This is a genomic window from Lentzea sp. DG1S-22, from assembly GCF_036321065.1.
GTDB classification, from domain to species: Bacteria; Actinomycetota; Actinomycetes; order Mycobacteriales; family Pseudonocardiaceae; genus Lentzea; species Lentzea jiangxiensis.
Genome location: NZ_CP143276.1, coordinates 3814504 through 3839231 on the forward strand (window position 1 = coordinate 3814504; position 24728 = coordinate 3839231).

The window sequence follows — 24728 nt, forward strand, 5'->3', positions numbered from 1 at the left end:
AAGCGGTTGAGGTTGGATTCGCTGTCGGGGCGATCCATCAGGTGTGATCTGTGCGGTCAAGGTGTCGTTGCGTCGGCTGTACCGGCGAGCCAAGCAGGCGTTCCAACTTTCGCCGTGATCCCGCACGAGCTTGTCGACGACAAGCTCGCCACGGCGCCATAGTGTGTCCCCTGCTCAAAGTACGGGTGACTTGCTGGACGAACTGGTCGATCGTCGTTGCCCGGTGAAGATGTCTTGGCGGTTCCGAACTGCGGGCTTGGTGTTGGCGTCGTCGGCATCGGCACGACCAGGACCAGACGTTGTTCGATGCTGGTTGTCGGCCGGAGGACCAGGCCGACGAGCATGCTGCGGATCTCGGGGAACGTGAAGCCGATCATGCCCTCGTTGCTGTGGGTTGTTCCCCTTTTGCGGCAAGGGATCTGGTCATGGCGAGCCAGGCATGGGCAAGCATGGACAGGTTGATGAGGGCATGCCAGGCCCGCCAGGTACGGACCTGGTAGTGGTCAAGCCCGGCCTCGTTTTTGGCTTGCTGGAAGCATTCCTCGATGCGCCGGCAGACGCCGGCGACCCAGACCAGGTCCGGCAGCGTGCAACGACGGGGCCCGAAGCGGACGTAGTAGGCGATCTCGCCAGGATCGGTGATGCTGCGGCGGTCCAGCAACCAGTGTCCGCGGCCCTATTCCCGCAAAACGCGGATCGGCACCCGCCAGTCGTACTCGCGCGGACGATGCGCCCCGCGACCACCGACGACCTGTGCCAGGCCCGTGCCGGCACCCCCGCGATCAGGGCGTCGGCGCGATCCTGATCGAAGTCGGTGGTGGACAGCATGTCGTTGATCCTCGTGGCCAGCACCTACGCCACGTCGCGCTGCTCGAGCCAGAACCGCAAATGCTTGGCCTGCCTGTCAGCCTCGTCGGCAGTCACCCAGCGGAAAGGCACCCTCACCTCGAGCGTGCGCTCGGTCATTGCCATCGCGTTCCGCGGTTTGGTGGCGAACTCCACCTCACCGGGGACACCGGCCGCCCGGCACAGGCTCGGATCGCGGTCCGAGATTCCGGCAGATAGAGTTCCCGGTCGATCAACGCGTGCCCCGCGCCGACGCGTGGGCCAGGAACACGCCCATCTGACAGTTCTGCGTGCGACCGGTGGTCCCCGAATACTGCTGCTGCACAGCCGCTGAACGAGAGCTCTCTTCAGAAACCCTGTGTCACCGACGATCAACACCCGTCCTGAGCACCTGGATGTTCCACGACATAGTCGCGCGGATCGTCCCGGACGCCCTCGACGTCCCCGTCCGCCCGCCGCAACAACCGCTGCATCCCGTCCGGCGAGACCTCACCGGCCCGCTCGGCCGACGACCAGCCGTTCTTGCGCTCAACCCCGCGACCAGACCGAGCACGTAGTCCCGCACCCGATCACGCGGCTCCGACCTGACGAACCGATCACGCAACCGGCCCGACTTCGCCGCAGCGACATCGACGACCACACACAACATGATCCACCACGGAACACAAGTGCTGTTGCACCACTAGCGGTTGCTCTCGCTGTCGCCACAAGCAGTTCTGGAACAACTCAGATCGTCGCCGAAAGCTCCCGCACGAGCACGAATCCTCCGATTAGGAGCACGAACCAACCAAACCCCTTGCGCAGCAGCGTTTCCGGGACGCGGCCTGCCAACTTCCCACCGACCAGGCTGCCTACCACCGCTGCGCCGGCGACCATCAGAGTGAGTGTCCAGTCAACGTGCGTGGTGGCCAAGTAGCCGGCAAGCCCCGCGAATGACTTCATCGCGATCACAACGAGCGATGTACCGATGGCGACCGCCATGGGCAGGCCGCCCAGCAAAACCAGCGCGGGTACCACGAGGAAGCCGCCACCGGCTCCGACGAGGCCGGTTACCACGCCGACCACGAGACCTTCGGCAACGACCCGAACGACCGGGGTCTCCCCGTGCGGCTTCGCCGGAGCGCTCTGACGCCGACCTCGGATCATCGCCATCGCGCTCGCGACCATCATCACCGCAAAGGCCACCAGCAGCCACGTAGCGGGAATCAAGTCGGCGAGCCGACCACCGCCGTAGGCACCTGCCATGCCCGCAGCTCCGAACACCAGCCCTGTTCGCCAGCGCACTCGTCCGGCTCGTGCGTGCGGCACGACGCCAACCGCACTGGTGATGCCTACGACGAACAGCGAGATGGCGATGGCCTGCTTGGGTTCCTGCCCGGCGAGGTAGACCAGGACGGGCACGGTCAAGATCGACCCGCCTCCGCCCAGCACACCCAGTGTGAGTCCAACGATCACAGCGGCGACGAGCATGAGTACGACTATCACGCTGATGCGCTCCTGACGGCCAATGCACTGAGGACCGGTACGAACGTCATACCTGGGCCGTGATTGCAGGACGGTGTTCCCGGTCTGCACATGTCGGGCACTCCTACAGCCGTCCGTTTTCTTTCGCGCGCCACCGCACTCCGGCCGAACTGACGAATTAGCGGGACGTGCCCATCAGGGCGGGCGCGCGATTCACCGCAGCGCTCGCGCAGCAGGTCCAGCGGAATGTTGCAGGAGTCGGAGATATGGGCGGTCTCAAACTCACCTGGTGCGCACGCGTCGATCCATCGCAGAACTGCTACAAACGTCAGCCGACGGAGCTGGCTGACGTTTGTAACAGCGGAGATCTCACTCCCGCTCCACCAGCACGGTGAGCCCGCTGTCTCGCGCGATGCCGAAGTCGTCGTCCACGAGCACGGTCCGGTGCCCGGCCGCAGTCAGCACGCCCGCCGCGATGGACGCACGGTAACCGGACTGGCAATGCACCCACACCACTCCGGCCGCCAGTTCCGTCGCTCGCTGCGGCAATTCGGGCAATGGCACGTGCACCGCGCCTTCGAGATGTCCTTGCCGCCACTCCCCGACCAGCCGCACGTCTAACACCACTTCGGCTGGCGGTAGGCCATGCGGCGGGCAGCCGGCCCGCGCGGCGGCCAAGTCGGTGAAGGTGGCCACGGGCAGCGCAGCCAGGTCGCTCTCGTCGTTCGCCCACTGCTCCGGCGTGCCGGTCGCGGCGGCCGCCGGACGGTCGATCCCGATCCTCGCCAGTTCCCGCTGCGCTTGCGCCACCTGCTCCGCCGACTCACCGAGCAACACGACCGGAGCACCGGCCGGCGCCATCCAGCCGAGCCAGGTGGCCATCGGCCCGTCCAGCCCGAAGCTCAGCGTGCCGACCAGGTGCCGGTGCGCGAAAGCCTTGCGCGAGCGCAGGTCCACCACCCATTCATGAGCCTCGATGCGGTCTCGCAGCTCGACGGGGTCCGCGATCCGCGTCGGCGTCAGGTCGATCAGATCGGCCCCCGCAGCGTTCCGCGCGCCCATGTGCGCGTAATAAGCGGGATAGGCGTCAAGCCCAGCGAGCATCTGACTGACGAAGTCGTCCGCCTCCAGCCGCAACGCCGGGTTTGCCGTCTTCTCCTGACCGATCGTCGACGATGGCGCATCGGACTGCATGGCCGAGCAGAAGCTGCCGAACCCGTGCGTCGGCCACACCTCGGCCCCATCCGGCAGCAGATCGGCCAGCCGACGCACAGACAAATGCTGCTGACGCGTGAGGGTGCTCGCGTGTCGCTTGCCGAGCAGGTCCGTGCGGCCCGTGGTACCGAACAACAGCGATCCGCCAGTGAACACCCCCAACGGGCCTTCGGCGCTCTGCAGCACGTACGACACGTGGTGAAACGTGTGCCCCGGCGTGGCCAACACGGACAACCGCATGCGATCGGACACCACGATCTCGTCACCGTCCGTCACGGACAGCCTTTCGAACGTGACGTCGTCTGCGCCCGCCACCACGTACGCCGCGCCCGTCAGTCTCGCTAGCGCCAGGCCGCCGGACACGTAGTCGTTGTGCAGATGCGTCTCCGCAACATGCGTAATTTTGACCCCGAGCCGGCCTGCCAGCTCTACGACGCGGTCGACATCGCGTTGCGGGTCCACCACGATCGCCAGGCTTCCGTCGTGAGCCAGGTAAGTACGATCCCCCAGTGACGAGGTCGTCACGACCTCGACCTCCAACGACATCATCGTCCCTCTCTCCCATGCGACGATTTAAAGTCACCGCACCACCATTCCCTGATTGACAACGGTAAATTAGGTGCGGAATTTCCCTGAGGCTTTCAGGAAATTGTCATAAGGCTCACGCTGACCAAGGTCGCCGAATTCATTGATACGTACGATCAGGCCATCTTTAACATCAATCAAGAGGCAGCGTGGAATGCGGACCGGCGTGCCGTCCGGCAACTCACCCTCCAGCGTGGCTGCCAGCGTGAAGCCGTCTGGGCTCACCTGCAACGCCCACACGGAGTCGTGGTGATCACGGAGAATCTCGGAAGACGCACTCACCATGCGGACCATGATGCTTGCCAGTTCCCTGCCGGGTACGGACATTTCACTTTCGTAGTTGTGCCAGACCACCACGTTGTCACTGAAAAGCTCACCGAAGTTCGGGTCGATGCTCTCGCGCGAGTACGTGAGCCGGAAGCGCTCAGCGATAGTGTCAACAGTGTTTTTCACACGACAAGTGGATCACCAACCCGTGAAGCGGCAAAGCTTCTTTGCCAGATCGGCAAATTGACACCAGAACACTTGACAGCATCCGTGCTGCGGAGCTGCACTGCGAACTCCAAGAGAACATGAAAACCTGGCAGGATGAGGTTCCCCCGATAACTTGGAGGATTGGTTACCTGGCTCCGGTTGGGGACGCAGGGATGATAGATGGCTGGAGTTGGTCGGCGTGCCAGGCGGCCTCGTACTCGTCGGGGCTGAGCCAGCCGAGCTCTTTCTGGATGCGCTGGGTGTTGTACCAGGCGTCGATGTAGCTGAAGATCGCGTTCTCGGCCTCGTCGCGGGTGCGCCACGAGTTTCGGTACACGAGCTCGATCTTCAGTGTGGAGAAGAAGTTCTCCATCAGTGCGTTGTCGTAGGAGTCGCCGACCGAGCCCATCGACGGCAGGATTCCGTTGTCCGCCAGGCGTTGCGCGAAGCGGATCGAGGTGTAGGTCGAGCCTCGGTCGCTGTGGTGGATCAGCTGTCCGTCGCGTACGTCGCGGGACCAGATGCCGTATTCCAGGGCGCCGAGGACGAGGCTGGTGTCGCAGCGGTCGCTGGTCTTCCAGCCCACGATCCGGTTGGAGAAGGCGTCACGGACTGCGGCCAGCCAGAACACGCCCTCGCCGGTGGGGATACGGGTGGCGTCGGCGACCCACAGCCGGTCCGGGGCCGGGGCGGTGAAGTCCCGGTTGACCAGATCCGGCGCCGGCGCCGCTCGTGGATCACGCCGGGTCGACGGTGTCCGCCACTTCTTGCGCAGGAACGCGCCCTGCAACTCGTGGCCGCGCATCAGCCGCTCGACCCGCTTGCGCGACACCAGGATCCCGCGGCGGCGCAGCGTCGCGTGCACCCGCGGGCTGCCGTAGGTGCCGCCGGAAGTGGTGTGGATGTCCACGATCTCGGCCACCAGCTCCTCGTCCTGACGCTGCCGCGGTGACGGGTTGGCCTGGCGCTGGACCCAGCCGTAGTAGGTGGAGGAGGCGATACCGAGGACCCGGAGGATGGGCTCGACCCCGAAGCGGCCGCGAAGCTGTGACACGAACTTCACGACCGTCGCCGGGTCGGGTCGAGTTCCGAGGCGAAAAAAGCGCTCGCGGCCTTGAGGATCTCGTTGGCGCGCTTGAGTTCGGCGTTCTCCCGCCGCAGTCTGCGCAGCTCGTCGGACTCGCTGGTCGTGGGCCTGTCGTCACGCTCGCCGCGGTCGGCCTCGTCCTGCCGGATCCAGTTGCGCAGTGCTTCGTGATGCACCCCGAGCTGCTCGGCCAGCCGGCGGATCACCGGCTTCGGATCCGACTCTCGATACAACCGGACTGCACGAGCTCGATAGAGCCAAACCGTAGGTCAAGCACTAATGACTCCTGGTCCTTCACAACCAGATGAGTCCTCTGAACACCGCCCGGACCGCCGCGCGCGGACACTGGCCACAGACCAGCGCGCTCCAGGCGCAGCGTGCACGATCCATGAGATCAACAGGCCCTGCCGCGCTTGGGACAACGCCGTCACACGCCGATCACAGCCAAGAAGAACACCCGAATGGAGGACACCATTCGCTTTAGCCAACGCGACCCTATTTCGCCCCGCGCAAACCGATTCTCCCAAAATCCTCCCAAACACCGAGTTACCCGCCAGTATATACCACTGTGGACAGTCAGCTCAAGATCGAAAAGAACGCACGAAAAAGCCCGCTGACCTGGGCTTTCACCCAGAATCAGCGGGCTGATTCAGACCGTCGGGACGACAGGATTTGAACCTGCGACCCCTTGACCCCCAGCGGGACAACTGGTGTCCACAGTGGTCCTATCCGGTCCGTTGTGGCTGGTCGAGTCCGGCGGAAATCCAGGTCAGGGCCTCCAGTCCGGCCCCGTCCAACAGGTCCGTGAGACACCTGTGAGACGGGACCCGAGCACGAGAGGTCCTGTTCACGATGAACACCACCCAGTTCCTCAACTCCACTACGCCGCTCCGACGGCCGCCGCGGCGCCTTCGTCCGCCCTTCGATGTGGACGACGTTGCGAGCCTCGACAGCCTGCAGCCGGACGAGACGGCCGACCAGTGGCACGTTCGCCGGCACGCTGACCGCGTCACCGCTCTCCTGGAGCCGTTGGACGGTATCGAACTGGGCGAGCACGACCGGCGGGTCATCGAGTGGCTGTCCAATCAGGACAACTCGGTGGTGGGCACCGTCGCCAGCCTCCTCTACCGCGCCCGCGCTGTGGACGGTGCCTGGTGAGCGTCGAAGCCATCAACTGGGCGCTCAACCACGCCCCCATCCCCACCGACCGGAAGGACGCCTCGACGCTGGCGATCACGCTGATCGCACTTGCTAACCACGCCGGTCCCGACGGCCGCGACGCGTTCCCGTCGGTCGAGCGGATGATGCGCTACACCCGCCTGTCCCGACGGACCATCCAGCGTTCGCTGCGGTCGTTGGAGGAGTTGGGCCTGATCGGGCCGGGCAGCACGCACGTGCGCAACGCCAAGATTCCGGAGGCCAACTCGCGGCCCCAGGTCTACGACCTCGCGTTGTCCACCAAGTTGTTCACAACTCCGGACGAGACGCGTCAGGCTGACGCCCCTCTGACCAGTAGGGGGCGTCAGCAGAAGCACCTGGGGGCGTCAGCAGCTACCAGCAGGGGCGTCATCACGGCGCCCAAACCGTCCTTCAACCGTCCAGATAACCGTCCTGCGCCGAGCGCGCCCCCTACTAGGCGCTCGGCGATGCCACCGGTGTGCGGACAGTGCGACGCCCGTGATTCCGACCCGGTCAGCGCCCGCGTGGTGTGGCTGGACGACGACCGCATGCGGTCGGTGCCATGCCCGCGCTGTGCGCCGCAGCGAGGCGGAGGTGCTCGATGAGCCGGGTGCACCTGTTCTACAAGGAGCCGCCGAACTTCGCCCATCCCAACGACGGCTGGCGTTCCTCGGCGGACTGCCTGGAGGACCGGACCTCCGCCAAGCGACTGCTGGACGCTACCAACCTGCTGTCGGGCCGCAGCGCCACCGTACGTCGCACCTGGCACATCGTGGACTGCCCCGGCGGCGACTGCGGAGTGCAGCGATGAACACCGCTGCGTCCTTTCCCGAGCCGAACGACGACAACGTGGAGCGCGCCGTGGCCGAGCTGGAGAACTACGTCGCCGCCCACGCCCCCGCCGCGGCCGATCCTGTCCCGGCTGCCGTCGCACCGGCCACCAAGCGGGTCCGAGACCTCCGGGCGGAGGTTGACGAGGCCCACGTCCTGCTGGAGTTGCAGGCCGACGCCGCGCCGCTGTTGGTGGACACCGACCGGGTCCGCCGCAGCCGCAAGCGTGCCGCCGAGTCCGCCCGCCTGCACGCCCTCGCCCAAGACCCGGCCGCGCGGGCCTGGCAGGCATCACGGGTGCGCTTGGTGCTCACCTCCGCGGCGCTGGCGGCACTGGTCGGGGCGCTGGCGTGGTCCACCACCGGCGTCCACCACACGCTCACCCGAGGCATGGTCGAACACACCGCCGCGTGGTGGGGGGCCTGGGCGGTGGAGCCGATGATCTCGACGGTGCTGCTGGTGGTGGTCGGGGCGCGGGCGTTCCTGGCCACCCGTGGCCGTGTGCTGCACCACCCGCACCTGGCGGTGGTCGAGTACGGGGCGCTGGCGGTGACGTTGACCCTGAACGTGTGGCCGCACCTGCCGCGGGTGTCGGTGCCGTGGGCACGGTTCGACCCGATGCAGCTCCTCGCCCACGCCATCGGCCCACTCGTCGCGGTCGGCGCTGTGGCGGTTCTGCCAATCATCTGGGCAGCGTTCGTCGACCTCGATCACGGCCTACCGGTAGGCCCTACTCCTACCCCCACCAGCCCGGAGTACAGGCAAAACGTGCCCCGCAGCGCAGCCGCACAGCGCGGGACCAACGGCGACCGAGTGGCCCTGCTGGTAGACCGCGCTCGCTGGATGATCGCCGCCGGCCAACTGTCCACCGACCCGTCCGCCACACGGCTACGGGAGGCGTTGGGGTGCGGCACCGACACGGCCCGCGATGTCCGTGATGCCCTCCGCAGGGTGTGGCATGAGCCTGACGATGCAGGGCGGTAGGGGCGGCGAGTTGATCCTTTCCCGATCGCCCCCGTTGAGGGAACGCTGAGGACGCAGGTGCGGCGGCAACAACAGCACCTGCTTCGGACGGCGAGCTGATCGCCGGAGCCGAGTACCAGCGTTCTCGCGTCCGCCGCTTGGCCGAGTCGGCGCTGTCCCGCCTACCCGCGATGGCAGATCCCTGAGTCAGCCCGCCAGGCCGGGAGTTGAACTGGTGCATCAACCGCCGCTGGTGCCGCGCGCTATCCGGCGGCGGTTGGGCGCGGCCTCCGCACCAGGAGTCATGACACCGCCCATCCCCGAGCCAGGTCGTCGATAAGAAGCGTGAGCTGCACCGCCAACTGCGGCAGACGGTGCGCAGCCGCCACCAGGAATTCAAGTCCTGACGTCAGCCTTCCCCACCTTTGCAGTTGTGGTGCGCAGCGCGACCAGGCCGCGTACGCGCTCTGCCGCCTCCGCAGGGTCTTCGTGCTCCCACACCCTGACCACCAACCACCCGGCTGCGGTCAACTGGGCGTCCGTGTCGCGGTCGCGCAACACGACGCCCCGCAACTTCAGCCGCCACCACGTGCGGTTGGCTTTCGGGAGTTGCCCGTGCACCGGACAGGAGTGCCAGAAGCACCCATCGACGAACAGGGCGATCCGCGCACCGCGCAGCAGGATGTCAACGCGCCTGCGGCGATTCGTCCCGCGCGGGGCGCGATCCACGACGAAGCGCAGCCCCAAGCGGTGAAGCGCACTGCGCAACGCCAGCTCGGGCCGCGTGCCGGACCGCTTCATGCGGCGCATCACCTTCGCGGTGGCCGGGCGTGTTGCAGGAGGCGCTGGCCCAGGATCGAGGTAGTTGTACACGCCCTCATGCTGCCGGTGACCTCCGACAACCTGCTCATTTCGACAACGGTCGACGTGGCTGTGCGGATATCGAATATTACGAGACGAGGCGGTATCAGGTGGTTGCCCTGCAATGGTGCGATTGGGAGCAGCCGCCCCGTCCGAGCAACTGCCGACTTCAGCGCGTCGAGCTTGTTCACAGGTGCTGCCCGATGGGTGTTTCATCACTCGGACGGCGCAGCATGAAACCGAGAAATCGGGTTCATAGGCACACTAAGGTGCTCTCACCGGAAGACGGGCTCGACATGCACGCGTGCCTGAAGCTCACATGTGTTGCCGTGTAACTATGCCACCCGAACGAGCGATGGATCGTTAGCGCACGACTGCTTACGTGGCTTAAGAGGGAGATTCCACTGAACTGCTCGAACACACTTTCGATCGCCTCCCCCATTCGTCGCAAAGCAGGCAGGTTACCGTGCGCATGATCCCGGATGCGGTGCATCCCGGTGCCAGCCGGGCCGAGCAGGAGATCTTCTCCCAGCTGGCCGCGCTCGAAGTGGCTGGGTGGGAATACGCCATGCACAGCACCAACCTGCCCGAGCACGATCGCAAGCGGGTGTGCGAGATCGACTTCCTCTTGCTCGGGGAACGCGGCCTGCTCGTACTCGAAGCCAAAGGTGGCGAGATCCTGCTGAGGAAGGGCGTGTGGCACACGCGCGACCTCAAGGGCAATCGGCACCGGCTCAAGGAAAGCCCTCTCGACCAAGCGCAGACCAGCATGTTCGCCTTGGAGAAGGTCCTCCGCCGAACGACGGCCGATACGGGTTTGGTCGGACGCACGGTGTTCGGGTATGGGGCTGTCTTCCCTGACAGCGAGTTCGACGCGGTCAGCGTGGAGTGGACTCCGGAAATGGTGATCAACGCGGTCCGCCTGGCGTCCGAGGGATGGGCGGAGTGCCTCGACCGGTTGGGCGCGTTCTGGGAGAACAAGCTCGGTGGGCGGGGACCGCTGTCACCCGATGACATCGAGCGCTACCTCAACGTCCTCCGCCCCGACTTCGACCGCGTGCTGTCCCTGCGCCGTCTCGACGACCTGGTCGAGAAGGAACTCGTCGCCCTGACCAAGAGCCAGTACAAGGCCCTCGACCTACACCGCAGGAACCCGCGGGTGGTGTTCGAGGGCGGCGCCGGAACGGGCAAGACCATGCTGGCGGTCGAGATGTGCAGGCGAGCCCGGGCCTCCGGCGAACGTGTCCTGCTGACCTGCCGGAGCCACGTCCTCGCGGCCTTCATCCGCTCGCAGCAGGACTTGGACGGCATCACCGCGGTCCCGTTCGACCAGGTGTCGGCTTTCGACGCGGACGCCTTCGACGTGGTCGTGGTGGACGAGGGGCAGGACGTCGTCAACCGGCAGGACCTCGACGTGCTGGATGCCGTGCTGGTTGGTGGGCTGGCGGACGGCCGCTGGGCGTTCTTCCTCGACTCCAACAACCAACGCGGGCTGGTCGGCCGCTACGAGGACGACGCGAAGGTCAGGCTGGACTCCCACCGCCCCACCTTCGTCGAGCTGATGGACAACTGCCGGAACACCATCGAGATCGTCCGCGCCACCCAGGAGCGCACGGGGGCCGATCTGGGGGTGACCAAGGCGGGCCACGGCCGCGAGGTCGTGGTGGTTGAGGAAGACCGCGAGAAAGCGGTCGCCGCGGTGTTGGCGGCCCTCACCGAACTGGAAGAACACGATGTGCCTCTGGAGCAGGTCGTGCTGCTGTCACCACACCAGTTGAGTGCATCGATCTTCGTCGAACTGCCTGTGGAATGGCTCGAACGCATTGACGTGCTGGACCTGATGCGCATGCGCCGGCCCGGCCGGGGGCGCGTCGGGTTCGCCCAGGTAGCCGATTTCAAGGGATTGGAAAGCCGGTACGTCCTGCTGGAAGTGGACGAGACGGCAGATGAGAAGGCGGCGCGCGCGCAGTTGTACGTGGGCATGACCCGGGCCAAGGCCGCCCTGTGGGTCGTCAAGCCGCGCGGAAGGGGAGTGAACGGGTGACGGAGGTGCACACCACGGGGTTCCCGGACCGGGACCGGGTGCTCGAGTACCTGCACGACCACCTGGTCGGCCCGGTCGACGGGGACGACGAAGTCCTCTACGAGAAGGCGCCGCAGCACCGGTACTTGACCGCCGTGCTGTACCCGATGTCGCTCGCCCCGCTTCCCGCCGACGCGAGCGGTCCAGCGGACGACGCGGAGGAGGTCGACGACCAAGCGGGTGCCCTCATCGAGGACGACGACGACGATCCCATCACCCTCGCGGGGCAGAGCCGGCCGAGTTCGGCCGGCATCAGCTTCATGATCGCGAACCGGTCCGCGATCACCGTGGAGGTGCGAGCCGCGCGGTACCACCGCCTCTCGGACGAGGACGAGTGGCAGCGCGAACCGCTCGACCTCGTGGGAAGTGCCGCGCTGACGGTCGAGCCGCCGTCCTCCGGGATTCACCAGAAGGTCAACCTGTGGGGCGAGGCGGCCAGCGCCGAGGTCACTTGGCGTCCGCACCCCGGCGGGGTGATCGTCACCGTCGTCCTGGTCAACCGCAGGGTGCAGGAGCAGCGCCGGGCAGTGGCTCCGGAGGACTGCCTCTTCCAAGTCGGGCTCCGCTGCCAGGTCGCGGAAAGCGCCATCATCCGCTACCCGACCCAAGCACGAGCTCACAGCGACGACGAAGCGGAAGAACTCGAACTCCAGTACCGCGATGTGCCCGTGTACGCCGTCGGCCACGGAACGGCGGCTCATTGGGACACCGCGGGCGAACGGCCCGAGTGGGTCGGCACGTCGTTCCTCCCGGTGCACGTCGTGCCTGATGTCGCCTTCGACCTGCCCGACGTGGCGGACGCCGTCCGCTTGAACGGACTCGCCGGGATCGCCATCACTCCGGAGCCCGTGTTCGCGGCCCTGACCCGCTTCGTCGACCGGTACTCGGACTGGATCGGGAAGACCTGGGACGCGGCATCGGCGGACCTCGACCCGCATCTCCGCCCGGCGGCCGAGCGGTTGCGCGACCGTGCGATCCGGGCCAGGGACCGCATGCTCGCAGGCCTGGACTTCCTGCGCGAGGACCGGGACGCGCTCGAAGCCTTCGCGCTCGCCAACCGGGTGATGGCCATGCAGATGGCGCACAGCCGGCCGCACCTCGGCGGCTCGCCGCACGCCCCCTCGGAAGCGCCGGACCCGCGGGTCGACTACGGCTCGCTCAACCCCGCGTGGCGTCCCTTCCAACTCGGTTTCCTGCTGATGACGGTGAAGGGCGTGGTCCAGGAGGGCGAGGATCGGGACCTGGTCGACCTGATCTGGTTCCCCACAGGCGGCGGCAAGACCGAGGCGTACCTCGGGCTCGCCGCGTTCACCATCCTCCACCGGCGACTGACCTTGGGGGACAGCGGAGCGGGCACCGCGGTCATCACCAGGTACACCCTGCGCCTGCTCACCAGCCAGCAGTTCCAGCGAGCCGCGACCATGATCGCCGCCTGTGAGCTGGTGCGCCGCGGCTCCAACGGACGGCTCGGCAGCCGCCCCGTGTCGATCGGCCTGTGGGTCGGCGGCGAGAACAGCCCCAACAGCTTCGTGGACGCCCGCCGATTGCTCGCGCGGGCGCGTGACGGTGCGGCGGGCGACAAGGGTTTCCAGATCGAGTCCTGCCCGTGGTGCGGAACGCGGATCGTCCCCGGCGACCAGGACGACGAGCAGCGGTGGGGCATCTCGGCGACCAACAACTCCTTCCGGGTGCGGTGCTTGAACGACAAGTGCCCGTTCCGCACAGAACTTCCGATGTCGTCGGTGGACGAAGACCTCTACCAGAACCCGCCCACCATGCTGGTCGGCACGGTCGACAAGTTCGCTCGCACCGTGTGGAACGAGAACACCGGCGTGTTCTTCGGGGCGGGCCGCGACCCCGGTCCGTCGCTGATCATCCAGGACGAGTTCCACCTCATCTCCGGTCCGCTGGGTACCATCGTCGGCCTTTACGAAGCAGCCTTCGACGTGCTGATGGAGCACTTGGGGAACAAGCCGAAGATCGTTGCCGCCACAGCCACCATCCGCCGGGCCGACGAGCAGACCAAGGGTGTCTTCGGGCGACCCGTCGCGCTGTTCCCACCCGCGGGTCTCGACGCCACCGACTCGTACTTCGTGAGCACGAATCTCGCAGCGCCCGGTCGCGCCTACATGGGTGTCATGCCACAGGGCCACACACCGCTGACTGCGCTCATCCACGTCGCCGCGGCGCAGTTGCAGGCGCCGCTGGAAGTCGAGTTGACGTCCGTGGCCGAGGATGCCTACTCCACCCTCGTCGTCTACCACAACAGCCTCCGCGAGCTGGGCAAGACGATCAACCTGGCCTCCGACGACATCCCGTCGCGGTTGAAGGTGATCGCACGGGCCGAAGACCACGTGCGACAGCTCCACGACGACAACGTGGTGGAGCTGACCAGCAACGTGGCCTCCGCGCAGATCCCGAAACGCCTCGACCGGCTGAAGAAGTCGCACGACGCACCCGGTGGCGTTGCCTTCTTGGCCAGCACCAACATGATTTCCGTCGGCGTCGACGTCGGTCGGCTGGGCATCATGACCGTCGTAGGCCAACCGAAGACGACCGCCGAATACATCCAGGCCACCAGCCGCGTGGGGCGGAGCGCCGACCGCCCTGGGCTCGTGGTGACGGTCTACTCGCCGTCCAAGCCGCGTGACCGCTCGCACTACGAGTCGTTCACCCCCTACCACGCGAGCCTCTACCGCTCGGTGGAGCCGAGTTCGGTAACGCCGTTCTCGGTGCCGGCGCGGCTGCGCGCCCTGCACGCCGACTTGGTCGTGCTGGTGCGCCACGCGCTCGGTCTGTCGGGCGATCAGCAAGCGGCGTCGTTCGACCCCGATGACGAGCGCTTCACCACGCTCGTCGGGAGGTTCCTCAGCCGCGTGGAACGGGCAGACGCGACCGAGCTCAAACGAGTCGAGACCCACCTGGACACCTTGATCGAGAAGTGGGTGAAGCGGGCGGCCGACGCGGAGCCCCTCGGCGGGCTGCGCTACAGCCAAGGTGGACGTGAGCGCCCCAAACTGCTCAAGCGGTTCACCGAGCGGGGTGATGGTTGGGCGACGCTCGATTCGATGCGCAGCGTCGATGTCGACGTCCACGTGCAGGTGAGGGGGCCGCGCAAGTGACTGTGCGCAAAGTTCGACGTTCACAGGTCATCAGCCCCTTCGGCCCCGGAGCGATCATCGACCTCGTCGGCGAGTCCTTCGTGGTGGAGGACGCGGGCAGGTGGCCCCGTCAACGCGTGCCCGTCGACTTCCCCAGGCTCGCCTCGTACCTCGGGGTGAACTCCCTGGCCTCTCCCATGCCGGGCAGGCCGATCCCCTACTACAGGTTCCCGCAGTGGTTGTTCTGCCCGGCCTGTCGACGCATGAGCCGGTGGTCGTACACCCGGGAAGTCGCCAACACCCCTCCGAAGTGCGAGCACTGCCCCGCCGAAAAGCAGCTCATCCCCATGCGGTTCGTGGCGGTGTGCGCCGACGGACACCTGTCGGACGTCGACTGGGTCCGTTGGGCGCACTCAGCCGATCGCCGCGACCGCAACCAGAACCAGTGCCAGCGATCGGACCTGAAGTTCCTGAGCAAGGCCAAGGTCGGCGGTGGCCTCAACTCCCTCGTCGTGCGGTGCGTGCCCTGCGGCGGTGAGAGATCGCTGGACGGGCTCACCACGAGCGTCGGGCTGAAGCACATCGGCAGCAAGTGCACCGGCAGGCAGCCGTGGCAGGACCAGAAAGACGCGAGGGTGTGCGCGAAGCAGGTGGTGGCAATGCAGCGCGGCGCGTCGAGCGTGTACTTCCCGAACGTGGTCAGCGCGATCGACATCCCGCCCGACTCGGATTGGAGTTCCGTCAGCGAGCCGTTGGCGGTCCTGAGGAAGAGAGAGGACTTCAAGTTCCTCGTCAACAACCCGGGCTACAAGCTGACCAAAGCCATGATCGAGATCATGGCTGACGAGCACGGCCTGTCCGTCGCCGAAGTCGAGGCGGCGCTGGCCGACGAGATGAGCGCACCCCACTCACAACCCGACGGCGGACCTGAGAACATCCGCCCGGACGAGTGGGCAGCCCTGATCAACCCGAGGGAAGGGGAGCACCACCACCAAGACCAGTTCATCTCACGACGGGCCGATCGACCGTTGCGCCCCGCGGGCGGGACCACGAACGGCTGGAGCCGGCTGATCCCGGAAGTCGTGCTGGTCGACCGCCTCCGCGAGGTTCGGGTGCTGACGCACTTCGAGCGCTACGCGATGGAGGAGAAGGTGCCGTCCAACCTGAGTGACGACCCCGACTTCCTGCCGGCCGTCGAGGTGTTCGGAGAGGGGTTCTTCCTCATGTTCGACGAGGAGGCCCTCGTCCGATGGGAGAAGTCCGCTCCGGTGGTGACCCGGTGCCGGCGATTGGCTGAACGGCGCGAGCTGACAGGTGCGACGTGGCTCCCCGAGCCCACACCGCGTTTCGTGCTGTTGCACACCCTCGCGCACCTGCTCCTGCGCAACACCGCCTTCGAAGCCGGCTACTCGACATCTTCGTTGCGCGAGCGCCTGTACGTGACGACGAACGGCGGCGGTCCCCCCATGTCCGGCGTGCTGATCTACACGGCGGCTGGTGACTCGGAGGGCACACTGGGCGGCCTGGTCAGGATGGGCGAGTTCCCCCGGTTGGGCAGGCTCCTCGACATGTCCATCACCAGCGCCCTGTGGTGCTCGTTCGACCCGGTGTGCGCGGACCACCCCGGCCAGGGGCCCGACGGGTTGTCGCTGGCCGCGTGCCACGCGTGCTCGCTGACGCCGGAGACGAGCTGTGAGGCGACGAACCGGCTGCTGGACCGACGTCTGCTGGTCGACCCGGAGTTCGGGTTCTTCAAGGACTTGGCCGCGACCGTCGGCGGTGTCCCGGGGAGCCTCCTGTGAGCGCCGCGTTACGCGCCTCGGTCCACGAGGCGCCCAGTCACGCCGTGGTGGTCGCCGCACCCGCGGTCGACCAGGCACGCGAGGCCGTCGCGGCCTACCGCCGCCTTCGGAGGCATGGCAAAGAGCTGCACGTCATCACCCGGTCGAGCGTGCTGACGAACCGCATCCGCACGCTGATGCCGTTCGAGAGCCGCGGCGACACCGTGATGACGTACCACTCGTACTTCGCCAATGTGTGGCGCACGGTGCTGCGGATCAAGCAGCCGAAGGCGGACGACTACGACATCGACTTCTGGGAGTTCAAGCAACACCTCAGGGCTCGCTATGTCCGACCGCTGGATCGACGGCACGTCATCGTCGTCCAAGGGCAGCAACTGCCACGTGACTTCTACACGGTGCTCCGGCTGCTCAGCATCGAGGCGACGGTGCTCGTCGACCCCGTGCAGACGGTCGACGACTCCGGCACGACTCTGGAGGACCTGACCGCTCTCTTCGGCGCGGGCACCGCCACCACCTCGCACGAGGTCGACGGCGGTACCGCTCAGATCCACGAGTTGCTGGCGCACATCGGAGACAGGTCGTTCCCGGTGGCCGCGCCTCAACGCGAAGGCTCACGACCGGTGCTGGTCAACCACGAAGACGTCGGCGAGGAAATTCGGTTCGTCGTGGAGCAGGCGGCAGCGCACCGCGACCGGCAGATCGGTGTGCTCCTCCCGACCCGGGAACTGGTTGAAGTCTTCAAAGACGAGATCGGAGACCTGTTCGACGGCAAGACGCAATGGCACCTCTCGGGCGTCAAGGTCCCGAAGCACGCCGAGATCACGTGGTCCGACCCCGGCGTGAAGGTGCTGACCTGGGTCAGCGCCATAGGCATGCGGTTCGACCACGTCGTGTTGGCGGGACTCGACCACGTCGAGGACCGCTTCCGGTTGGAGAACGCGCTGCGGGTACTCGGTCCGACGGCACGTTCGGAGTTGTTCCTCTCCTACTCCGGTGTCGGACGACCCACCTCGTTGAGCGGGCTGACGCCGGCCTTTCTCGACGACCGAACCCGTGACGCGCCTGGCGGAGAATGGGTGGAGGCGGGCCCGACTCTCGAGTTCCCGACGCCTCGCCCTGCTGTGTCGGAGCAGCCGGCTCCACCCGCCCGGTCCGCGGTCGACAGCGCTTGCGCCTTGCTCGCGGTCCCGATGCGGAGCAACGCTCGGTCCAAGCACCTGCTCACCGCCGATCAGGAGGTCGGGCTGGCACAACTCATGCGATCAGCCGACGAAGACCTGTCGGACGAACTGCCGAAGGGCTTCCGCTCGACCCTGCGTGACGACGACGTGCGGGCCCGAGCGTTCGACGCGATGGTGCTGCACAACACCGGTCTCGTCGGCTCGTGCATCAGCAGGCACCTCGGCGCGGGACTCGACTACGAGGACCTGTACCAGCACGGGCTGCTCGGCCTGATGCGGGCGATCGAGAAGTGGGACGGCTCGCGAGGGCTGAAGTTCTCCACCTACGCGGTGAACTGGATCAACCAGCACATGGGTCGCGCCGTTCCCGACGAGGGCACGACGATCCGGCTGCCGGTCCACAAGTACGAGGAAGTCCGCAAGGTCCGCGCCGTCCGGGACAGGCTGCTCCTCGATCAGGAGAACGCTCCGATCGCGGAGATCGCCGAGCGCACCGGGTTCTCCTGGGAGAAGGTGGTGGACTGCTTGCGGTTGTCCAGGGGCATGATCAGCCTGGACGCACCTCTGGGCGCGGACGGGGAGATCTCGTTCGCAGAACTGGTCCCCGCTCCGTTCGAACACCACTCGAACCCCGACTACGTGGTCGACAACGAGCTCGGCGCCGAACTCGTGCGGAAAGCCCTGTCCCAGCTGAAGGAGCGCGAGGCCGAGGTACTCAGGCTGCGGTTCGGCTTCGACGGTGGTGACGACCGCACCCTGGAGAAGATCGGCGAGCACTTCTCCGTCACGCGCGAGCGGATACGGCAGATCGAGAGCAAGGCGAAGAGCAAGCTCGTCGGGAAACTGGCGGACGTGGGACTCATCGCCGGTGGCGCGAACCCCGTTCCCTCGAAGGAGGTCTCGCCCCGCAGGTTGAGCGTCGTGCGGACACCGGTTCGCGAACGGCTGCGGCTCGGCACGGAGATCGCCACGGGGTCGGGTTTGGTGGAGCGGCTCGGCGCCACGGGCGAGGACAGCGCTGTCGGCCACCTGCTGATCGCCTTGGTGGACCGCGCGCTGTCGTCCGGCGCCCGTCACGTCCGGATCAGAACCGCGGGCGCAGGCACGAGTTCCAGGCTCGCCCTGGTCCACGACGGAGCCGCCTTCGCCGGGTACGCGCTTCTCTCGACCCTCCGCGAAGGACAGGAGTTGTCGCGCGGATCCGCGGCCCTCGGTGTCGCCGCTGCCCTGTACGACGAGGTCACCACCTGGGACTCCCACACCTCCTCGGCGTGCCTGGTCCTGACTTCTGCGGCGGACACCGACGCCTGGTGGCTGCACCGCACCACGCGCAGGCTGCCCTCGGGACTGCTGCCCGAGGCGAAGTCGGACCGGTGGTCGGTCGTGCTGCTCCGGGCCCCACGGCCGCAGGTGGCACGTGCGCGCGTCGGTGTGGTGCTCGACCGGTGCATCTGCGACCTCGGCGTCGTGTTCGGCGAGTTGTTGCGGCGGAAGGTCGAGATCGACGTCAACGGACGTGCGGTCACCGCTCAGGACCCCTTCCTGTGGGGCAACCCGGCTGGGCAGCACCTCGGGGAGGAGCGGGTGACCGCCGCGGGGTTGTCGGTGGTGGCGAGTCCTCGCGTGCTCCCCCACCCGGATGCATTGAGGGCCGGCGACACCGCTGCGGCGGGTGACCCCGCCGACTGGCGAATGAGCCAGGGCTTCTACGTGCGGTGCGACGGCCAATACCTCTCGCGCGGTGGCTGGCTTGGGCTCCACGACCTGGACATGGCGGAGGGCACCGCTCTGGCCAGGGTGCTCGTCGAGGTGCCACCCGAACAGCGCACCGCGTGGGGTGGAGATCACCCCGGTGCCTCCGTCGTGCCACCGGAGCCGCTCCAGCCGAGGTTGGCCGCTCTCGCCCGCATAGCGCGCGGCAAGTCCGAACTCGTGATCGAACGACACCGAACTGGGGAAACGACGTGACGGACGGTGAACTCGTCGCCTTCGCAGCCGAGTTGCGGCGCAGGGTGGACGACCGCATCGCAGCTGAGCCGGAGCTGATGGCGCGGGACGCATTCGTGACCGTGGTCGGTGAGCACCTGATCGACGACGGGGCGTTGGACGACTTGGAGACCTGCTACCTGTTGGCACCGTGGCAGAACCGACGCGTCGAGGTCGCCGGGTACGACATCACGGGTGACGGCACGATCCTGCACCTCGTCACGTCCGCGTACGGCATGGACGCCGAGCCGTTGAAACGAGAGCGGCTCACCCAGTTGGTCCGCCGCGTCGGTGCGTTCGCGGAGTTCTGCCGGAACGGCCTGCACGAGCAGTTGGAGCGATCGAGTCCGGCGTACGACATGGTCGAGCGCATCCACAGCGCGTGGCCTCAGCTCCAGATGATCAAAATCTTCGTCTTCACCGATGGCAGGACCGGGTTGCGCCGAGCGGAGGAGGCCACCGTTGCCGACCTCCCGACCCTTGTCAACGTGTGGGACATCAGCCGCCTCCAGAAGCTGATCAGCTCAGGTGCCCAGCAGGAGGACATCCTCATCGACGTCGCGAAGATGGGGTACGAGGTGCAGTGCCTGGAGTCGCCGGAGCAGGCCGACGGGTACCGCTGCCTGATGGCGATGCTGCCCGGGAAGCTGCTCGCCGACCTGTACGACGAACACCACAGCCGCCTGCTCCAGCGGAACGTGCGCGCCTACCTCCAAGCGCGGGGAAAGGTCAACAAGGGGATCGCGGAGACGATCAAGGAGCAGCCCAGCCGGTTCCTGGCCTACAACAACGGCGTCTCCGCCACCGCTCGCGCGGCGGACCTCGAACGGACGTCGAACGGACTGGTGCTGCGGACCCTGACCGAACTGCAGATCGTCAACGGCGGGCAGACCACGGCCTCGCTGCACCACGCGGCCCGCAAGGGTGTCGACCTGTCCGAGGTCACCGTGCCCGCGAAGATCACCCTGATCCCCGACGACCGGCTGGACAGCATGGTCCCGGAGATCTCCCGCTACGCGAACTCGCAGAACGCCGTCACCCCGGCCGACTTCGAGGGCAACAGCCGCTTCCACGTTGGGCTGGAGCGGTGGTCCCGCACCATCTGGGTGACCCCTCTCGGTGTCGACGTCGAGCAGACCCGGTGGTACTACGAGCGCGTACGTGGGCAGTACGACGTCGAGAAGAACAAGTTCACGACCGCAGCAGCACGGCGCAAGTTCGACCGCGAGAACCCCGTGCGGCAGCGGTTCGGCAAGACCGACGCCGCGAAGTACGAGTACGCCTACTCGCTCCGGCCGGAGGTCGTGTGCCAGGGCGCCGAGAAGTGCTTCCGGACGTGGACGTCGGACGAAGGCTTGGCCGAGCGTGAAGCCCCCGACGACGTGTACTTCCGCCACTTGGTGGCAAAGGGGATCCTGTTCCGCCAGGTGAGGTCGATCATCCAGAAGCAGAACTTCGGCGGCTACCTCGGGCAGACTGCGGCGCACACCACGTCGCTGATCGTGCACACGCTCGGTGGGCTCGACCTGGACCGGCTCTGGCGCGAGCAGAGGCTGCCCGAAGCGATCGCCGCAGCTGTCCCCGACGTCGCGAAGGCGGTGCGGCGAGTGCTCACCTCACCACCGAGCGGCGGGAACGTCACGGAGTGGGCGAAGAAAACCGCCTGCTGGGACCGCGTCCGCGCCGTGGGCTGGGCTCCCCCCTCCGACGTACTCGCCGGCTAGACGACTTCATCCCCATTTTTCATCGTTCGCGCGTCGGGACGGCCGAGCGGACCGGTCCCGGGAAGTGGCATGGAAGAACTTGAGCAGAACCAGATCGTCGGTGGTGGAGGTCCCACGCGGGTCCCTGTTCGGTGGACGGGAGGCGACGTGGCGGTCTACGCGGTGAAGCTCGAGCGCAGCGACCTGCTCCAGTTGCCGGTGCACCCGGACGCGTGCACCGAGGAGACGTTCGAGCAGTGGTGCGCCGAGCGGGTGGCTGGCGGCGACCGACTCGCGGTCGACCTGTTCTCCGGTGGCGGCGGGTTGAGCCTCGGCTTGACCGACGCCGGGTGGACCGTCGCGGCCTCGGTCGACCACAACAAGTTCGCGCTGCAGACCCATCGGGCGAACTTTCCCGGTCTCGCGCTCGACGTGGACCTGGGAGACCCCAAGAAGCGCGCCGCGTTGATCAGGATGTTGAAGCGCGTCAACATCGACCTCATCGCTGGTGGGCCACCGTGCCAACCGTTCAGCAGGGCCGGACGCAGCAAGATCCGCAGTCTGGTGGACGCGGGTGTGCGCGACGAGTTCGACGAGCGCAAGGAGCTGTGGCAGGCGTACGTCGACGTCGTGCTCAAGGTGAAACCCCGCGCGGTGCTCATGGAGAACGTCCCCGACATGGCCTTGGGCGACGACTTCCACGTCGTGCGACGGATCGTGGACATGTTGGAGGACGTCGGGTACCGGACCAACCTCCGCTTGGTCGACGCCTGGCAGTACGGCGTTCCCCAGCACCGCAAGCGCCTGATCCTGCTCGCGCGCCTCGACAGCGACACCTTCACGTGGCCCAGCCCCGGTAAAGCGGTAACCGTGCGGGATGCGATCGCCGACTTACCCAGACTCGGCCTCACCACCGGTGGTCGGGAGCTGCCCTACTCAGCCACCGGCGAGGTGTCGGAGTTCGCCGCGGTGATGAGGCGCGGCAGCGGCGAGGAAAGGGTGTGGGACCACATGACCCGACCGGTTCGCGATGACGACCGCGAGATCTTCGCCTTGATGACGTCCAAGACGCTCTACGCCCACATCGACCCCAGCCTTCGCAGGTACACGGCGGAAACGTTCGACGACAAGTACAAGCGCTTGGACTGGGACGAGCTGAGCCGCTCCATCACCGCGCACATCGCGAAAGACGGCTACTGGTACATCCACCCGTCGGAGAACCGCACCCTCACCGTTCGCGAGGCCGCCCGCATCCAGACGTTCCCGGACGACTTCCGCTTCGCCGGCAGCCGCAGCCACGCCTTCCAGCAGATCGGCAACGCCGTACCGCCGATGCTGGGCAAGGCCGCAGCCACTGCCTTGGTCCCGGTACCGGTCGCCGACAAAACGCGGCAGAACCGGTGGCGTGCACTCGCGAAGCACTTGGCCACTTGGGCTGAGGAACGGCGTACCGGGAACTACTGGTGCGTGCTCCCCGGGGACCAGTTGACCCCGGCCGTAGCCGCGGTCGTGGCGATGCTGGACCCGTCACCTGTTGAACTGGCCGCATACGCTCGTGGCCTCCGCGAGGTGGCCGCGAGGGGGCGGGTCACCAAGCGAGCGGTGGACCTCATTGAACAGGCGGCAGTCAGGCGCGGAGCTGCTGCAACGATCACGCGCTTGCGGCAGTTGCAGAACGACCGGAAGCTCTGGCTGCACCCCCAGGACATGCCGGAGGTCCTGGCCCTCCCTCCTGGGAAGACCGCACTCTTGAAGCTCTTGGCGGGCGACGACGTCCTGTTGACCAGTCAGCCGGTCATCCGCGTGTCATCACGCGTGCTCAACACCAGCTCGGAACGGGCGAACAGCCTCACCGACGGCAGGGTCGACCTCTCCCGCTTGGTGGGAGGTGATGCCAAGGCACCGTTGCGCATGGCCGCGTTGCGACTGGTCGGCCAACTCCACTGCCACAAGCAGGCACCGATGTGCGAGGGGTGCCCACTGGCTCGCCATTGCGCGACCGCCCGCCGCAGCGAGTTCTCAGGCAGGCTGTTCTGACCCGGAACCGCAGATGATGCTGACAGCCCGGTCGACATCGTCACCGCCCGACCGGGCCGTCAGCAAAGGCGGAAGCTGCTCATCTGCACACAGGGGGATTCGCTGGTTCAGAATGTGATGGTCAGATTGGTCCAGCGCTTGATGACGTTCGAGCCTTCTACGGGATGCTCAGCGGAGTGGGCGATCACGACCGGCTCGCCGGTGCGGTCCGCGCCCCAAGCGCGGATCTGATCGCACAGCCTCAGTGCGAGGCGATCCCCAGCTCGACCGTGGCCGATCGCACCGAGTTCAGCGCTGGCACCGCCGTTCTGGTCAGGGTTCACGCGGCGGTAGGTGAAGTAGGCCAGAGAACCACCTTCGGCGAGTGCGGGGCTGCGGCTCGGGATGGCCGGAGTGCAGAGGCCGCTGTCGACCGCGGCTTGGTCAGCGGCGATGCGGCAGGTGGCGGATTCAGTGGCGGTCATGCGCAGCCAGACGCCGTCGAACGGTTCCGAGCCGCCCACGGTGACCTCGGACCAGACCTCGGTCTTCGGCGTGCTCAAGACGCCGTGCAGGAGTTCGGGGTCGATGTCCTGATCCGCGTCCCAGGACAGGGTGACCTGCTCATCGGCGTCGAGGTGGGCGGAGCGCTCGCTGTCCTGGCCGATCATGGGTACGAAGCCGCACAGCTTGACCGAGTCCGATCGCAGCAGGTCGTCGTCGCGGACGAAGGCGACGCTGCGGGTCTGGCCACGCCAGCGCAGGGGGACGACCAGGCGACCGCCGGGAGCCAGCTCTTCGCGCCAAGCGGGCGGGATGTCGAACGCGCCGACGGTGACGATGATCCGGTCGTAGGGTGCGTTGTTAGGTGCCCCGAGGGAGCCGTCGGCGGTGATCACCTCAACGTCGGCGAAGCCGGTGATGTCCAAGCCCGCGCGGGCACCTGCGGTGACCCCGGGGTCGATGTCAACGGTGGTGACGTGACCGGTCGGGCCGGTCAGCGTGGCGAGCAGTGCGGCGTTGTAGCCGGTGCCGGCGCCGATCTCCAGGATGCGGTGGCCGGGCTGGACATCGAGCTGGTCGAGCATCATGGCGACCACAGTGGGCACGGACGCGCAGCTCAGGGCGGCACCGTCGGCGGCGCGCTTGGTGATCACTGCCTGGTTCGCGTAGGCGTCGGTGAGCTGCGCGGCGGGCACGAAACGGTGCCGGGGAACCTCGCGCAGGGCCTGCTCCACCGCAGCGGTGTGTGCGTGGCCAGCGGCCTTGATGCGGTCGACCATTGCGGCACGCAGGGCTTCGGGTGAGGAGTCGGTGGTGATGTTCATCTGTTCCTTCTCAGTGCGGGCGG

At 67.0% G+C, this 24728-nt stretch carries 17 protein-coding genes and 2 pseudogenes; 10 read left to right on the forward strand and 9 right to left on the reverse strand.

What is annotated here, in order from left to right; all coding sequences use genetic code 11:
• Positions 1-56: 56 nt before the first annotated feature.
• The 7 genes and pseudogenes from V1227_RS16870 to V1227_RS16905 all read right to left on the reverse strand — a co-directional run.
• Complete coding sequence (locus V1227_RS16870; RefSeq protein ID WP_329793531.1) at positions 57-377, reverse strand: hypothetical protein; 321 nt, start codon at positions 375-377, stop codon at positions 57-59.
• A pseudogene (locus V1227_RS40675) lies at positions 374-1486 on the reverse strand (IS701 family transposase). Before V1227_RS40675 ends, V1227_RS16870 begins: the two are co-directional and overlap by 4 nt.
• 86 nt (positions 1487-1572) lie before the next feature.
• Complete coding sequence (locus V1227_RS16885) at positions 1573-2316, reverse strand: sulfite exporter TauE/SafE family protein (RefSeq protein ID WP_329793535.1); 744 nt, start codon at positions 2314-2316, stop codon at positions 1573-1575.
• A 363-nt stretch (positions 2317-2679) separates the two neighbouring features.
• Positions 2680-4071 (reverse strand): MBL fold metallo-hydrolase, encoded by a 1392-nt coding sequence (locus V1227_RS16890; RefSeq protein ID WP_329794048.1) that lies wholly within the window; start codon positions 4069-4071, stop codon positions 2680-2682.
• Positions 4072-4140: 69 nt separating this feature from the next.
• A complete protein-coding gene (locus tag V1227_RS16895) occupies positions 4141-4563 on the reverse strand; it encodes a nuclear transport factor 2 family protein (RefSeq protein WP_329793536.1) in 423 nt (140 codons plus the stop codon).
• Positions 4564-4729: 166 nt separating this feature from the next.
• Complete coding sequence (locus V1227_RS16900; protein ID WP_329793537.1) at positions 4730-5638, reverse strand: IS3 family transposase; 909 nt, start codon at positions 5636-5638, stop codon at positions 4730-4732.
• Positions 5639-5643: 5 nt separating this feature from the next.
• Positions 5644-5910, reverse strand: a pseudogene (locus V1227_RS16905) (transposase); the annotation flags it as partial.
• 613 nt (positions 5911-6523) lie between these two features.
• On the opposite strand from V1227_RS16905, the gene V1227_RS16910 reads away from it, so the two are divergent.
• Genes V1227_RS16910 through V1227_RS16925 form a run of 4 tightly spaced genes read left to right on the forward strand, consistent with a single transcriptional unit; the run spans position 6524 to position 8665 of the window.
• Complete coding sequence (locus tag V1227_RS16910) at positions 6524-6829, forward strand: hypothetical protein (RefSeq protein ID WP_329793538.1); 306 nt, start codon at positions 6524-6526, stop codon at positions 6827-6829.
• The gene (locus V1227_RS16915; RefSeq protein ID WP_329793539.1) at positions 6826-7455 is read left to right on the forward strand and encodes a helix-turn-helix domain-containing protein; all 630 of its coding nucleotides are present in this window, start codon (positions 6826-6828) and stop codon (positions 7453-7455) included. Before V1227_RS16910 ends, V1227_RS16915 begins: the two co-directional genes overlap by 4 nt.
• The gene (locus V1227_RS16920) at positions 7452-7661 is read left to right on the forward strand and encodes a hypothetical protein (protein WP_329793540.1); all 210 of its coding nucleotides are present in this window, start codon (positions 7452-7454) and stop codon (positions 7659-7661) included. Before V1227_RS16915 ends, V1227_RS16920 begins: the two co-directional genes overlap by 4 nt.
• A complete protein-coding gene (locus tag V1227_RS16925) occupies positions 7658-8665 on the forward strand; it encodes a hypothetical protein (protein WP_329793541.1) in 1008 nt (335 codons plus the stop codon). The genes V1227_RS16920 and V1227_RS16925 overlap by 4 nt, the downstream gene beginning before the upstream one ends.
• A 375-nt stretch (positions 8666-9040) precedes the next feature.
• Here V1227_RS16925 and V1227_RS16930 read toward each other — a convergent pair whose 3' ends face one another.
• Positions 9041-9517, reverse strand: a complete 477-nt coding sequence (locus V1227_RS16930; protein ID WP_329793542.1) for a very short patch repair endonuclease — start codon at positions 9515-9517, stop codon at positions 9041-9043.
• A gap of 460 nt (positions 9518-9977) precedes the next feature.
• On the opposite strand from V1227_RS16930, the gene V1227_RS16935 reads away from it, so the two are divergent.
• From V1227_RS16935 to V1227_RS16960, 6 genes are all read left to right on the forward strand, one after another.
• The gene (locus tag V1227_RS16935) at positions 9978-11549 is read left to right on the forward strand and encodes a nuclease-related domain-containing DEAD/DEAH box helicase (RefSeq protein ID WP_329794049.1); all 1572 of its coding nucleotides are present in this window, start codon (positions 9978-9980) and stop codon (positions 11547-11549) included.
• Positions 11546-14710, forward strand: a complete 3165-nt coding sequence (locus V1227_RS16940) for a helicase-related protein (protein ID WP_329793543.1) — start codon at positions 11546-11548, stop codon at positions 14708-14710. The genes V1227_RS16935 and V1227_RS16940 overlap by 4 nt, the downstream gene beginning before the upstream one ends.
• On the forward strand, positions 14707-16491 hold the full coding sequence (locus V1227_RS16945) for a DUF1998 domain-containing protein (RefSeq protein WP_329793544.1): 1785 nt from the start codon (positions 14707-14709) through the stop codon (positions 16489-16491). Before V1227_RS16940 ends, V1227_RS16945 begins: the two co-directional genes overlap by 4 nt.
• Positions 16488-19640 carry a sigma-70 family RNA polymerase sigma factor gene (locus tag V1227_RS16950; protein WP_329793546.1) on the forward strand — a complete coding sequence of 1051 codons (3153 nt, stop codon included), beginning with the start codon at positions 16488-16490 and terminating at the stop codon, positions 19638-19640. The genes V1227_RS16945 and V1227_RS16950 overlap by 4 nt, the downstream gene beginning before the upstream one ends.
• Positions 19637-21382: an AIPR family protein gene (locus tag V1227_RS16955; RefSeq protein WP_329793547.1), complete on the forward strand. Its 1746-nt coding sequence runs from the start codon at positions 19637-19639 to the stop codon at positions 21380-21382. The genes V1227_RS16950 and V1227_RS16955 overlap by 4 nt, the downstream gene beginning before the upstream one ends.
• Positions 21383-21529: 147 nt before the next feature.
• The gene (locus V1227_RS16960; protein ID WP_329793548.1) at positions 21530-23398 is read left to right on the forward strand and encodes a DNA cytosine methyltransferase; all 1869 of its coding nucleotides are present in this window, start codon (positions 21530-21532) and stop codon (positions 23396-23398) included.
• A gap of 107 nt (positions 23399-23505) precedes the next feature.
• On the opposite strand, the gene fxlM is transcribed toward V1227_RS16960, so the two are convergent.
• Positions 23506-24705 (reverse strand): methyltransferase, FxLD system, encoded by a 1200-nt coding sequence (gene fxlM / locus V1227_RS16965; RefSeq protein WP_329793549.1) that lies wholly within the window; start codon positions 24703-24705, stop codon positions 23506-23508.
• Between the last annotated feature and the right edge of the window lie 23 nt (positions 24706-24728).

What these genes read in the sequence shown, in the direction of transcription:
- V1227_RS16870 (WP_329793531.1), bottom strand. Translation starts at nt 377, where the DNA reads ATGATCGGCTTCACGTTCCCCGAGATCCGCAGCATGCTCGTCGGCCTG.
- V1227_RS16885 (WP_329793535.1), bottom strand. Translation starts at nt 2,316, where the DNA reads ATGCTCGTCGCCGCTGTGATCGTTGGACTCACACTGGGTGTGCTGGGC.
- V1227_RS16890 (WP_329794048.1), bottom strand. Translation starts at nt 4,071, where the DNA reads ATGTCGTTGGAGGTCGAGGTCGTGACGACCTCGTCACTGGGGGATCGT.
- V1227_RS16910 (WP_329793538.1), top strand. Translation starts at nt 6,524, where the DNA reads ATGAACACCACCCAGTTCCTCAACTCCACTACGCCGCTCCGACGGCCG.
- V1227_RS16920 (WP_329793540.1), top strand. Translation starts at nt 7,452, where the DNA reads ATGAGCCGGGTGCACCTGTTCTACAAGGAGCCGCCGAACTTCGCCCAT.
- V1227_RS16925 (WP_329793541.1), top strand. Translation starts at nt 7,658, where the DNA reads ATGAACACCGCTGCGTCCTTTCCCGAGCCGAACGACGACAACGTGGAG.
- V1227_RS16935 (WP_329794049.1), top strand. Translation starts at nt 9,978, where the DNA reads ATGATCCCGGATGCGGTGCATCCCGGTGCCAGCCGGGCCGAGCAGGAG.
- fxlM (WP_329793549.1), bottom strand. Translation starts at nt 24,705, where the DNA reads ATGAACATCACCACCGACTCCTCACCCGAAGCCCTGCGTGCCGCAATG.